Consider the following 12897-nt stretch of genomic DNA (forward strand, 5'->3'; position numbering starts at 1 on the left):
GGGCCAATGGGAAGGTCATAGACCGTGTATTTGGCGCAAGAGTCCGGCGGCGCCGGCGGCTTTCTGCCGATCATGATGATCGTGCTGCTCTTCGGGGTCATGTACTTCATGATGATCCGGCCGCAGCAGAAGCGCCGCAAGGAAGCCGAGCAGATGCAGTCCTCGATCGGCCCCGGCGACGAGGTGGTCACCATCGGCGGCCTCTACGGCACCGTGACCAGTGTCGACCAGGAGACGGTGATGCTCGAGGTGGCTCCCGGCGTGCAGACCCGCTACGCCCGCCCGGCGATCGCCCGGGTGGTCACCCAGACCACGCCCGAGCGGGTCGAGCCGGTCGTCGACGAGGCCGAGGCCAAGGACTGACAACCGGCGCCGGACGTCGGCCGCGGGTCCTCACCGACCCCGGGTACGCGGCGCCCGGAGGCATCGAAGATACTTGATAATCGCGCTGGCGTGCCGTCACGTCGGCGCGGCAGCACCCAGGTCGCCGGGAGGCCGGCGCTCCACCTGCCGCCACCACCAGCGGCCGAACCGCGCAGGGAGACAGGACAGCCGTGGCACCACCTCAGGGACAGATGCGGCCCGGGCGGCAACTGATCGTTCTCGGGCTGATCTTCGCCGTCCTCTATCTCATGGTCTTCTTCGCCGGCGCCAGCGGGAGCTGGCAGGACCGGCTGGAGCCGAGGCTCGGCCTCGACCTGGTCGGCGGCACCCGGATGACGCTGGAGGCGACCACCGAGGACGGCGGGGTCCCGCCGTCGGAGTCGCTGGAGGAGGCCCGGCAGATCATCGAGGCCCGGGTCAACGGCCTCGGCGTCTCCGAGGCCGAGGTGGTCACCGAGGGCAACCGGAACATCGTGGTCCTGCTGCCCGGCCAGAACCGCGACCTGAACGAGATCGGTGACGCGGCCGAACTGCGCTTCCGCAAGCTGCTCAAGATGACCGACGGCAGCGGGGCCAGCGCCGCCCCGGCCCCGACGGCCACCGCGGCTCCCGACCCGTCGGCCGGCCCGGACGCCTCGGCCGGCCCGGAGCCGTCCGGCAGCCCCGACGCCGCCGCGGGCTCGCCGAGCGCCGGGGGGAGTGGCGGCGGGCAGGGTGTGCTGGCCCAGGACGCCACCCCGACCCCGACCGCCACCCCGAGCCCGAGCGCCGAGGCCGAGCCACCGGCGGACGCCGGACAGAACGCCCTGACGCCTGAGCAGCAGCTGGCCGCGGTCCGGCAGAAGGTCGGCGAGGCGGCCTGGACCGCCGCCGAGGGCCTGCAGGGTCCGGCCGACTTCACCCAGGACCCGGCGCTGGCCGAGACGCTGAAGCCGTTCGCCGACCTGACCCCGGCCGAGGTCCGGGTGTTGCCGCCGACCATGCAGTTCAACCTGCCGATGGTCACCTGCGACAAGCTCGACCGCCGTACCCCCGGTTCGATCAAGGCACCCGACCAGCAGGTCGTCGCCTGCGAGCAGGGTCAGATGAAGTACCTGCTGGACGTCGCCAAGGTGCTCGGCACCGACGTGGACGACGCCACCGCGGTGCTCGACCAGACCACCAGCCAGTGGGTGGTCAGCCTGGACTTCACCGGGGACGGCCAGCGCAAGTGGACCGACCTGACCCGGGAGGCGTTCAACAACGAGGGCCAGGCCTGTGACGCCAGCGCGCTCGGCGACCAGAGCAAGTGCCGGGTCGCGGTGGTGCTCGACAACACGGTCATCTCCGCCCCGGAGATCCAGGGCGTGCTCACCGGCGACTCGCAGATCACCGGCAGCTTCAACAACCGGACCGCGAGCGAGCTGGCCAGCCAGCTGCGCTACGGCGCGCTGCCGCTGACCTTCACGCCGCAGGAGGCGCAGAGCATCACCGCCACCCTGGGCACCGAGTACCTGCGGGCCGGTCTGCTGGCCGCCGGTATCGGCATGCTGCTGGTCATCGTGTACGCCTTCTTCTACTACCGGCTGCTCGGCTCGGTGATCTTCCTGAGCCTGATCCTCTCCGCGCTGCTGGTCTACGGCGCGTTGATCGTGCTCGGCCGGCAGATCGGCTTCACGCTGACGCTGGCCGGCATCGCGGGCTTCATCGTCTCGCTCGGTGTTGCGGCGGACTCGTTCGTCATCTACTTCGAACGATTGAAAGACGAGATCCGGGAGGGGCGCAGCCCGCGCAGCGCGGTGCCCCGGGCCTGGGTCCGGGCCCGCCGGACCATCATCTCCGCCAACGCCATCTCGATCATGGCGGCGGTGGTGCTCTACATCGTCTCGGTCGGCACCGTGCAGGGCTTCGCCTTCGCGCTCGGTCTGGCCACCATCCTCGACCTGGTCGTGGTCTTCCTCTTCCGGCATCCGATCATGACCTTGTTCGCGCGTACCCCGGCGTTCCTGTCGCCGCGGGTCAGTGGACTCGGTCGGGCCCTGGAGCAGAGCGACGACCGGGACGACAGCCAGCCCCGCAAGACCCGCCTGAAGGAGGCCTGAGATGAGTGGTCTCGCCAGTCGCCTGTACCGGGGCGACGCCGGCCTGCGGATCATCCCGCGCCGCAAGCTCTGGTTCTCCATCGCCGGTGGTCTGGCGCTCTTCGCGGTGCTCAGCTTCGCGATCCAGGGCTTCCACCTCGGCATCGAGTTCCGGGGCGGCAACGAGTTCCAGATCCCGACCAGCGTCGGCACCATGGACCGGGCCGAGGAGGCGGTCGCCGACGCGCTCGGTGACGTCTCGTCCGACGAGCCGCTGACGGTGGTCTCCACCCAGCAGGTGGGTGACACCACCTACCTGGTACGCACCATGGAGCTGGGTCAGCAGGAGGCCACCGACGTCCAGAACGCGGTCGCCCAGGAGCTGGGGGTGACACCCCAGGAGATCAGCACCAACCGGGTCAGCGGGGCGTGGGGCGCCCAGGTCACCGAACGGGCGCTGCTCGGTCTGGTGATCTTCCTGGTCCTGGTGACCGGCTACCTGGTGCTGCGCTTCGAGGCCCGGATGGCGATCGCGGCCGTCACCAGCCTGCTGTTCAACCTGCTGCTCACCGCCGGGGTCTACTCGGCCGTCGGCTTCGAGGTGACGCCGTCGACGATCATCGGCTTCCTGACCATTCTCGGTTTCGCCCTCTACGACGTGGTGGTCGTCTTCGACAAGATCCAGGAGAACACCCGAGGGATCACGGCCGGCTCGACGCAGACCTACGGCGAGGCCGCCAACCTGGCGATCAACCAGACCCTGATGCGCTCCATCAACACTTCGGTGGTGGCACTGCTGCCGGTCGGTGGCCTGCTCTTCATCGGTGCCGGCCTGCTCGGCGCGGGCACCCTGAAGGACCTCGGCCTGGTGCTCTTCGTCGGTATGGCCACCGCCTTCTTCACCTCGATCTTCCTGGCCACCCCGCTGCTGGTGACGCTGAAGCAGCAGGACCCCCGGATCAAGTCGCACACCCAGCGGGTGCTGGCCCGGCGGGCCGGCGGCGGTACCGGCACCAGCCGCCGGACCCCGGCCACCCGGCGGGCCGGCGGTGCCGCGGCCCGGCCGGAGGGCGAGGAGCCCGAGACCGACGCCGAGCCGGCGGCCGCGCAGCCGGCCCGTGCCCAGTCGGCCGCGCTGGCCGGGTCCGCCCCCAAGGTGGGCGCCCGGCCCGGCAAGCGGTCCGGTGGCGGCCGGGGCGGTCGCTCCGGCGGCAACCGGCCCGGCGGCAAGCGGCGCTAGGGTCAGGGTCGGCGGCGGGCGAGGGGAGCGGCGTGACGGAGACCGAGATCGGGGTACGCGGCGACAGCGGGCCGGCGACGGCGCGGTTGGTGGCCAGCCGGGTGCTGGACGTCCCGGACTTCCCCAAGCCGGGGATCGTCTTCAAGGACCTGATGCCGCTCTTCGCCGACGGCGATGTCTTCCGCGAGGTCATCGACGGGATCATCGACCACCACGGGCGGGACTCGTTCGACGTGGTGGTCGGGATCGAGGCGCGCGGCTTCGTGATCGCCGCCGCGATCGCGTACGCCACCGGGGTGGGGGTGGTGCCGGTGCGCAAGGCCGGCAAGCTGCCGCGGGCGGCGTACGCCGCGTCCTACGCGCTGGAGTACGGCGAGGCGACCCTGGAGGTGCACCAGGACGCCTTCACGGCGGGGCACCGGGTTCTGGTGGTCGACGACGTGCTAGCCACCGGTGGCACCGCCGAGGCGACCCTGGAGCTGGTCGAGCGGGCCGGTGGCACGGTGGCCGGCTTCACCGTGCTGCTGGAGCTGACCTTCCTGGGCGGCCGCCAGCGGCTGGCGCCCCGTGGGGTTCATGCCCTTCTGGCGGTTTGATAGCTCATTGTGGCGGATTATCCGCTCTCGGTGTACGGGGGCGGGCGGTCCGGTTGCCGGCCCGGGTAGGATTGCCACTTGCCGGGCAGGCTTTCGACGTGCCCTGATCGGCTAGCGCAGGACCGCGCCGACCGGCTACGGTCGGCACATCCCCGGCGAGGTGTGAGGAGGCCGGTGTCCCACGATGTCGCCCCTCCGGCGGAGGGCACGGTGCAACCGACGGGCGAGCCTGCCGGCGTCCCCGACCGGACGCCCGGTACGCCCCCGACGGGCTCACCCGCGGGCGGTGCCAACGGCGCCACCCGCAACGGCACCCCCACCACCGGCCCGGCCGGCGCTGACCGCGTCGGCTCTGGCCCGGCTGCCCCCGGGAGCAATGGGACCAATGGGGCCGACCCGAAGCCGGTGCCGGCCGGGTCCGGGCCCGACGCCCCGCGGCCGGCTCGGGCGGCCCGCACCGGCGGCGCAGCCGCCGACACCGGGTCGACCGCTCCCGACCAGGACACCGGCCCCGACCAGAGCGCGGCAGCCAAGCAGAGCGCGGCCGTCGACCAGAGTGCGGGCGCCGACCAGAGCGCGGCTGCCGACCAGAGCGCGGCTGCCGACCAGTCTGCGCCGCCGACCGGGTTCGGGTTCTCCGGCGCGCCCACCGGTCGGCGGGTCCGCGCCCGGCTGGCGCGGTTCAACGCACCCTGGCAGACCCCCCAGGTGAGTGAGGTGCTGGAGCCGCTGATCTCGATGCACCGGCAGTGCCACCCCAAGGCCGACGCCCGGTTGCTGCAGAAAGCCTTCGACACGGCCGCCAAGTGGCACTCCGGCCAGTACCGCAAGTCCGGTGACCCCTACATCACCCACCCGCTGGCGGTGGCGTCCATCCTGGCGAACCTGGGGATGGACACCACCACGCTGGTGGCGGCCCTGCTGCACGACACGATCGAGGACACCAGCTACGGCCTGGACCAGATGCGCACCGACTTCGGCCCCGAGGTCGCGCTGCTCGTCGACGGCGTCACCAAGCTGGACCGGGTCAAGCTCGGCGACGCGGCCAAGGCGGAGACGATCCGCAAGATGGTGGTCGCGATGGCCAAGGATCCGCGGGTCCTGGTGATCAAGCTGGCCGACCGGCTGCACAACATGCGTACCCTGACCTTCCTGCCCCGGCCGAAGCAGGAGCAGAAGGCGAAGGAGACGCTGGAGATCCTGGCGCCGCTGGCGCACCGGCTCGGTATGAACACGATCAAGTGGGAGCTGGAGGACCTGGCCTTCGGCACGCTGTTCCCCAAGCGGTTCGAGGAGATCAACCGGCTGATCGGGGAGCACCAGCCGCAGCGGGAGGCGCTGCTCAAGCAGGTCACCCAGAAGGTCCAGGTGGACCTGAAGGCCGCGAAGATCAAGGCGGAGACCACCGGCCGGCCGAAGCACCTCTACTCGATCTACCAGAAGATGATCGTGCGCGGGCGGGACTTCAACGACATCTACGACCTGGTCGGGGTGCGGATCCTGGTCGATACGGTGCGGGACTGCTACGCCGCGCTCGGGGTGATCCACGCGAACTGGCAGCCGGTGCCGGGCCGGTTCAAGGACTACATCGCGATGCCGAAGTTCAACATGTACCAGTCCCTGCACACCACCGTGATCGGGCCGACCGGCAAGCCGGTGGAGATGCAGATCCGGACGCTGGCCATGCACCGCACGGCCGAGTTCGGCATCGCCGCGCACTGGAAGTACAAGGAGAAGAAGGACACTCCGGTGGTCGGCCCGCCGGCGCACATCGACGAGATGACCTGGCTGCGGCAGCTGCTGGACTGGCAGCGGGAGGCGAGCGACCCGAGCGAGTTCCTGGACGCGCTGCGCTTCGACCTGTCCAGCCAGGAGGTGTACGTCTTCACGCCGAAGGGCGACGTCATCCCGCTGCCCACCGCGTCGACCCCGGTGGACTTCGCGTACGCGGTGCACACCGAGGTGGGGCACAAGTGCATCGGCGCCCGGGTGAACGGCAAGCTGGTGCCGCTGGAGTCGACGCTCTCCAACGGCGACGTGATCGAGATCTTCACCTCGAAGTCCGACAACGCCGGCCCGACCCAGGACTGGCTCGGTTTCGTCAAGAGCCCGCGCGCCCGCACCAAGATCCGGCAGTACTTCAACAAGGAGCGCCGCGAGGAGGCGATCGAGGCCGGCAAGGACGCGATCGTCAAGGCGATGCGCAAGCAGGGCGTCCCGCTGCAGCGGATGATGAGCACGGACAACCTGATGACCATCGCCCGCGACCTGCACCTGGCCGACGTGGCCGCGCTGTACGCGGCGGTCGGCGACAGCCAGGTCTCCGCCCAGTCGGTGGTGCAGCGGCTGATGGCCGGCTACGGCGGCGAGGAGGGGGCGGCCGAGGACCTCGCCGAGACGGCGGTGGCGACCCGGCCGCCGCGCAGCCGGACCGCCAGCCACGACCCGGGGGTGGTGGTCCGGGGCGTCAGCGACGTCTGGATCAAGCTGGCCCGGTGCTGCACTCCGGTGCCGCCGGACACGGTGTTCGGGTTCGTCACCCGCTCCGGCGGGGTGAGCGTGCACCGCGACGACTGCGCCAACGCCGAGGACCTGCGGGTGCAGGGCGAGCGGATCGTCGAGGTGAGCTGGAAGCTGACGTCCGCCTCGACGTTCCTGGTCGCCATCCAGGTGGAGGCGCTGGACCGGCACAAGCTGCTGGCCGACGTGACCCGGGTGCTCTCCGACGAGCGGGTCAACATCCTCTCCGCCACCGTCACCACCACCCGCGACCGGGTCGCGGTGAGCCGGTTCAGCTTCGAGATGGCCGATCCGAAACACCTGGGCCACCTGCTCGCCGCGGTCCGCAAGGTGGATGGCGTCTTCGACGCCTACCGGGTCACCTCCGGCGCCTGACCGGGACTCGGCCAGCGCAACGAGAAGGAGCCGGCCCGACGGGTCGTCAGGCCGGCTCCCGGGAGCAGTGGGGTCGGTCAGTCCTGCGGTTCGGACATGGTCATCGTCTTGATGATGACCTCCTGCTTGGGGTGCCCGCCGCCGGCCTGCTGGGCGAAGGCGTCGTCGTGCCCGGCCGCCCCGACCTGCTTCACGATGTCCATGCCCTCGGTGATGGTGCCGAGCACCGTGTACGAGGCGTCCAGCTGCGAGTCGCCGAAGACGATGAAGAACTGGCTGCCGGTGGTGCCGGGCTGGCCGGAGTTGGCCATCGCGATCACCCCGTCCGGATACGGCGGGAGCTCTTCCAGCGGCAGGTTCTCCTCGCCGAACCGGTAGCTCGGGCCGCCCGTACCGTCGGTCTCCCGGTAGCCCTCGCCGGTGGCGCTCGGGTCACCGCACTGCAGCACCTGCAGCCCCTCGGTCACCAGCCGGTGGCACTTGGTGTTGTCGAAGAAGCCCTTGCTGGTCAGGTGGGTGAAGCTGGCCGCGGTGCAGGGCACCTCGGCGAGGTCCAGCTTGGCGGTGATCGGGCCGAGGTTGGTGTCGATGGTCATCGTCTGGGTGCCGGTGTTCTTCGCCTCGGTCGGCGGCAGCCCGACGTCCTTGACCTGCGGCCCGCCCTGCCCGGCCGGGATCTCGGTCCAGGTGCACTGGGCGTTGCCGGCGGCGGTGTCGCCGCCGGTCTCGTCGTCGCCGCCCAGGCTCATCACGAGCCAGGTGGTGCCCGCGACCACCAGCAGCAGCCCGAGGCCCGCGGCGATGCCGGCCTGCAGCTGCCGGCGTTTCTTCGCCGCCTCGGCGCGCTTGGCCATCTCCTTCTCGAGCTTGGCCCGTGCCGCGGCGCGCTGCCGCTCTCTGGTGGACGTCACGGTGGTTCCTCCTGGGCTATGTGGCTGCGGTGCTCCGTCCGCGGCTGACGTAATCTGCGGCTCTGGGTGCTCGGCGTTGTTGTCGGTGACGGTGCGCTACCTCTTGTTTAGCAATTGTGCGACTTGTCAGGACTGACCGGAAGCCGTGGGGGCCGGTGAGGCGGCCGAGTCGGTCGCCGGCGGCGGCGCCGGGGTGGCGCCCGGCTCGGCCACCTCACCCACCGTCACGCTCTGGATCAGCACGTCGGTCGCCGGTTTGATCTGGGCGCCCGAGCCGTTGTCCATGGTCTGCAGGGCGCCGATCTTCTCGACCACGTCCAACCCGGCGGTGACCCGGCCGACGATCGAGTAGCCCGGCTCGGCAGGGCTGAAGTCCTTGAAGAAGATCAGGAACTGGCTACCGTTGCTGCCCGGCGGGCTGCCGATCAGGGCCACCGTGCCGGCCGGGTAGGCCGGCGGCGTGGCCGGGGTCGGCTCCGCGCTGGGCTCCGCGCCCGGGCTGGCCGAGGCGGTCGGGGTGGCGGCCGGGTCGGCCGGCGCCGGGATGTTCTCGTTGTAGTACGAGTAGCTGGGGCCGCCCTCCCCGGTGCCGCTGGGGTCACCGCAGCGGATCGCCCCCTCCTCGGTGATCTCGTGGCACGGGGTGTTGTCGAAGAAGTTGTTGCTGGCCAGGTGGGCGAAGCTGGCGCCGGCGCAGGGTGACGAGGCGAGGTCCAGTTCGACCGTGATCGGATCGCCCTGGTTCGTGGTGATCGTCATCGGCCGGGTGCCGGCGGTCGGCACGTCCTCGGTGGGCGGGTTGCCGACGTCCTTGAGGTTGGTGTTGGTGGTCGCGTCCAGCGGCGTCCAGGAGCAGACCTCGGTGGCCTGCGGGGCGGGTTCGCTGTCGAAGCCGCCGAGCGCCCAGACCGAACCGAGCACGATCAGCGCCAGCGCGACGGTGGCGCCCACGCCGGCCTGGATGCGCCGTTTGCGCCGCAGCGCCGCGGCCCGCCGGGCCATCTGCCGGTCGAGCTTCGCGCGTGCGAGTTTGCGCTGCCGGTCCTTGCTGGAAGCCACCCGCGCTCCCCTTCCCTATGCCATGGTCGTCGTGGCGGACGGCGTGTCGTGCCGCCGGGCGTCGAGTGCGCCATGCCACACGCCCGCCAGAGTGTACGGGCACCGGCTGGGAAAGTGGTGTGCAGGTCGGCCGTCAACCGATCGGAGTTTATCTCTGCGCCCCGGGCGGTGCGCCGGCCGAGCCGGAGTGTGCCGGCGGAACCCGGTCGGCAGGCCCGATAGGCTGCCCAGGACGGACCCGGCGACCGCCGCGCCCGGCGGGGCACCCGACCGCCGCGGCGGAGGCGCCGGGCCAGCGGATCGTCGAGTGGAGGGGAGGGAAGCGGAGATGCTGGTCGCCGGCTTTCCCGCGGACGCGTTCGGCACCAACTGTTATGTGGTCGCCACCGCGCCGGGCGAGCAGTGCCTGGTGGTCGACCCGGGCATCGGGGTGCTCGACCGGCTCGACGACCTGCTCGCCGAGCACCGCCTGCAGCCGGCCGCCGTCCTGCTGACCCACGGCCACCTCGACCACACCTTCTCCGTGGCGCCGGTCTGCGGAGCGCGGGGGATCACCGCGTACGTGCATCCGGGCGACCGGGAGATGCTGGCCGATCCGAGCAAGGCGCTCTCCGCCGACCTGACCGCGCTCTTCGGGGGCCGGCTGCCCTACGCCGAGCCCGACGACGTGGCCGAGCTGACCGACGGCGCCACCCTCGCGCTGGCCGGCCTGGAGATCACCGTCGATCACGCGCCGGGGCACACCGGTGGGTCGGTGCTGTTCCGGCTGCCGGGTCACGACGTCCGCCGGCTCGGCGCGGCCGCGGGCCCGACGCCGGAGGGCGCCGAGCAGCTCTGCCTCTCCGGGGACGTGCTGTTCGCCGGCTCGATCGGCCGCACCGACCTGCCCGGCGGCAGCATGCCGGCGATGCTGGCCAGCCTCCGGGACAAGGTCCTTCCGCTGGCCGACGAGACCATCGTGCTGCCCGGCCACGGCCCGGCCACCACCATCGGCCGGGAACGCGCCACCAACCCGTACCTGCGGGAGGTCGCGGCGGCCGGCGGCGCCCATACCGGAGCGCCCGCGCGCGGCCTGTGACCCCACCGGGCCAGACCACTGACCCCCGGGTCAGACGGCTGAACCACCGGGCCGGCTGGCCCGATCACCGCGGTCCGGCCGGCGGCTTCGGCCCGGCCGCGCGGTCCGACCCGCGACGGCGGGCGGACCGGTAACGACGAGGAGCAGCATGAGCAAGCCGACGCCGATCTCCGGCTTCCCCGAGTGGGCGCCGCCGCAACGGATGATCGAGCAGTACGTCCTGGAGCGGATCCGCCGCACCTTCGAGCTGTACGGGTTCGCGCCGCTGGAGACCCGGGCGGTGGAGCCGCTGGACCAGCTGCTGCGCAAGGGCGAGACCTCCAAGGAGGTCTACCTCGTACGCCGGCTGCAGGGCGACCCCGACGAGCCCGCCGGTGACGACGGCCTGGGCCTGCACTTCGACCTGACCGTGCCGTTCGCCCGGTACGTGCTGGAGAACGCCGGCCGGTTGCAGTTCCCGTTCCGCCGCTACCAGATCCAGAAGGTGTGGCGGGGCGAGCGGCCGCAGGAGGGGCGGTACCGGGAGTTCCTGCAGGCCGACATCGACGTGGTCGACCGGGACACCCTCTCGCCGCACTACGAGGCGGAGTTCCCGCTGGTCATCGGCGACGCGCTCGGTGGGCTGCCGCTGGGCCAGGCCGACGGCGCGTTGCCGATCCGGATCCAGGTCAACAACCGGAAGATCTGCGAGGGCTTCTATCTGGGCATCGGGTTGACCGACCCGGACGCGGCGCTGCGGGCGGTGGACCGGCTGGACCGGGTCGGGCCGGACCGGGTCGCCGCGCTGCTGGTGGAGACGGCCGGGGCGACCGAGGCGCAGGCCAAGGCGTGTCTGGCGCTGGCCGAGATCTCCGCCGCGGACGCCTCGTTCGCCGACGCGGTGGCCGCGCTGGGGGTGCGGCACCCGCTGCTCGACGAGGGGGTCGCCGAGCTGGTCCGGGTGATCGAGACGGCCGCCGGGCACGCCCCCGGGCTCTGCGTCGCCGACCTGCGCATCGCCCGGGGCCTGGACTACTACACCGGTACGGTGTACGAGACGCAGCTGCTCGGCTACGAGCGGTTCGGCTCGGTCTGCTCGGGTGGCCGCTACGACAACCTGGCCACCGCCGGCACCGCCCGGTTCCCGGGGGTGGGCATCTCGGTCGGCGTCACCCGGCTGCTCGGGCTGCTGTTCGGCGCGGACGCGCTGTCGATCTCGCGATCCGTGCCGACCTGTGTGCTGGTCGCGCTCGTCGACGAAGAGCGGCGGACGCAGAGCGACCGGATCGCGGCAGCGCTGCGCGCCCGGGGGATTCCGACCGAGGTCGCGCCGTCGGCGGCGAAGTTCGGCAAGCAGATCCGGTACGCCGAGCGGCGCGGCATCCCGTACGTCTGGTTCCCCGGCGCGGGTGATGGGGCCGAGGCGGGGGACACCGTCAAGGACATCCGCTCCGGCGACCAGGTGTCCGCCGCGGCGGACTCCTGGCAGCCGCCGGCCGAGGACCTCCTGCCCCGGGTCGGCTGACTTCCGCCCGGGGGTGAGCAGGCGTGTGAGGTGATCGACGGGGGGTTGGACTGGCGGCGGCGGCGGTTCTAACCTACGGTTGCGTAAGTTACGCCACCGTAAGGAGACGCCGTGACCGCCAGTGCGACCCCCCGCACCCCCCAGCTCAGCCAGGAAGCCCTGCTCATCGAGCTGGAGCCGGTCGTCGAGCGCAACCTGGAACGGCATCTGAGCCTGGCCAAGGAGTGGTTCCCGCACGAGTACGTGCCGTGGAGCGAGGGGCGGACCTTCGACGGGCTGCTCGGTGGCGAGGCGTGGTCGCCGACCGACTCCACCATCCCGGAGGTGGCCCGGACCGCCCTGATCGTGAACCTGCTGACCGAGGACAACCTGCCGTCGTACCACCGCCAGATCGCCACCCTGTTCGGTCGCGACCGCGCCTGGGGGACCTGGGTGGACCGGTGGACCGCGGAGGAGGGCCGGCACGGCATCGTGATCCGCGACTACCTGACCGTCACCCGGGCGGTGGACCCGGTGGCGCTGGAGCGGGCCCGGATGGTGCACATGTCGACCGGCTACAGCAACTCGCACGACGACGAGGTGCTGCACTCGCTGGCGTACGTCTCCTTCCAGGAGCTGGCCACCCGGATCTCGCACCGCAACACCGGCAAGGCGACCGGCGATCCGCGCTGTGAGCAGTTGCTGGCCCGGGTGGCCGCCGACGAGAACCTGCACATGGTCTTCTACCGCAACCTGCTCGCCGCCGCCTTCGAGCTCGCGCCGAGTCAGGCGATGCGCGCGGTGGCCGACGTGGTCGCCGACTTCCAGATGCCGGGCGCCGGGATCGAGGGGTTCGCCCGCAAGTCGGTGGCGATCGCGCTGGCCGGCATCTACGACCTGCGCCAGCACCGCGACGAGGTGCTGCAGCCGGTGCTGCGGCAGTGGGACGTCTGGAACGTCACCGGCCTGGACGCCGACGGCGAGGCGGCCCGGGAGGAGCTGGCCGCGCAGCTCGACGGGTTGGAGCAGTCGGCGTCGCGGTTCGAGGAGAAGCGCGACGCCCGCCGGTCCCGGCTCGCCGACCGGATCGGCTGAGCCCTGCACTGTCCGGTGTAGGCGTCCGACGGTCGGTTCACGACGGTTCCGCGTCGGTCGTGAGGTTTCGTTAACACACTGGACATCGATGGACAA

Annotated in this window: 9 protein-coding genes and 1 pseudogene; 8 read left to right on the top strand and 2 right to left on the bottom strand. The window is 71.6% G+C overall.

What is annotated here, in order from left to right; all coding sequences use genetic code 11:
* Positions 1–24 precede the first annotated feature (24 nt).
* The 5 genes and pseudogenes from yajC to O7627_RS13330 all read left to right on the top strand — a co-directional run.
* Positions 25–363 (top strand): preprotein translocase subunit YajC, encoded by a 339-nt coding sequence (gene yajC / locus O7627_RS13310; RefSeq protein ID WP_278093822.1) that lies wholly within the window; start codon positions 25–27, stop codon positions 361–363.
* Between the two features lie 191 nt (positions 364–554).
* Positions 555–2465: a protein translocase subunit SecD gene (gene secD, locus O7627_RS13315; RefSeq protein ID WP_278093823.1), complete on the top strand. Its 1911-nt coding sequence runs from the start codon at positions 555–557 to the stop codon at positions 2463–2465.
* Position 2466: 1 nt separating this feature from the next.
* Positions 2467–3684, top strand: a complete 1218-nt coding sequence (gene secF / locus O7627_RS13320) for a protein translocase subunit SecF (RefSeq protein ID WP_278093824.1) — start codon at positions 2467–2469, stop codon at positions 3682–3684.
* Positions 3685–3716: 32 nt separating this feature from the next.
* Positions 3717–4280, top strand: a complete 564-nt coding sequence (locus tag O7627_RS13325; RefSeq protein WP_278093825.1) for an adenine phosphoribosyltransferase — start codon at positions 3717–3719, stop codon at positions 4278–4280.
* 618 nt (positions 4281–4898) lie between these two features.
* Positions 4899–7175: pseudogene (locus O7627_RS13330) on the top strand (bifunctional (p)ppGpp synthetase/guanosine-3',5'-bis(diphosphate) 3'-pyrophosphohydrolase); the annotation flags it as partial.
* 77 nt (positions 7176–7252) lie between these two features.
* Here O7627_RS13330 and O7627_RS13335 read toward each other — a convergent pair.
* Complete coding sequence (locus tag O7627_RS13335; protein WP_278093826.1) at positions 7253–8086, bottom strand: peptidylprolyl isomerase; 834 nt, start codon at positions 8084–8086, stop codon at positions 7253–7255.
* Between the two features lie 126 nt (positions 8087–8212).
* On the bottom strand, positions 8213–9145 hold the full coding sequence (locus tag O7627_RS13340) for a peptidylprolyl isomerase (RefSeq protein ID WP_278093827.1): 933 nt from the start codon (positions 9143–9145) through the stop codon (positions 8213–8215).
* A gap of 328 nt (positions 9146–9473) precedes the next feature.
* Between O7627_RS13340 and O7627_RS13345 the strand changes: the two genes are divergently transcribed.
* The 3 genes from O7627_RS13345 (at position 9474) to O7627_RS13355 (ending at position 12801) form a co-directional block, all read left to right on the top strand.
* On the top strand, positions 9474–10223 hold the full coding sequence (locus tag O7627_RS13345; protein ID WP_278098266.1) for an MBL fold metallo-hydrolase: 750 nt from the start codon (positions 9474–9476) through the stop codon (positions 10221–10223).
* A gap of 148 nt (positions 10224–10371) precedes the next feature.
* Positions 10372–11727 (top strand): histidine--tRNA ligase, encoded by a 1356-nt coding sequence (hisS, locus tag O7627_RS13350; RefSeq protein WP_278093828.1) that lies wholly within the window; start codon positions 10372–10374, stop codon positions 11725–11727.
* A gap of 111 nt (positions 11728–11838) precedes the next feature.
* A complete protein-coding gene (locus O7627_RS13355; RefSeq protein WP_278093829.1) occupies positions 11839–12801 on the top strand; it encodes an acyl-ACP desaturase in 963 nt (320 codons plus the stop codon).
* The last annotated feature ends 96 nt before the right edge of the window (positions 12802–12897 follow it).

Source organism: Solwaraspora sp. WMMD1047 (genome assembly GCF_029626155.1).
Classification (GTDB): Bacteria; Actinomycetota; Actinomycetes; order Mycobacteriales; family Micromonosporaceae; genus WMMD1047.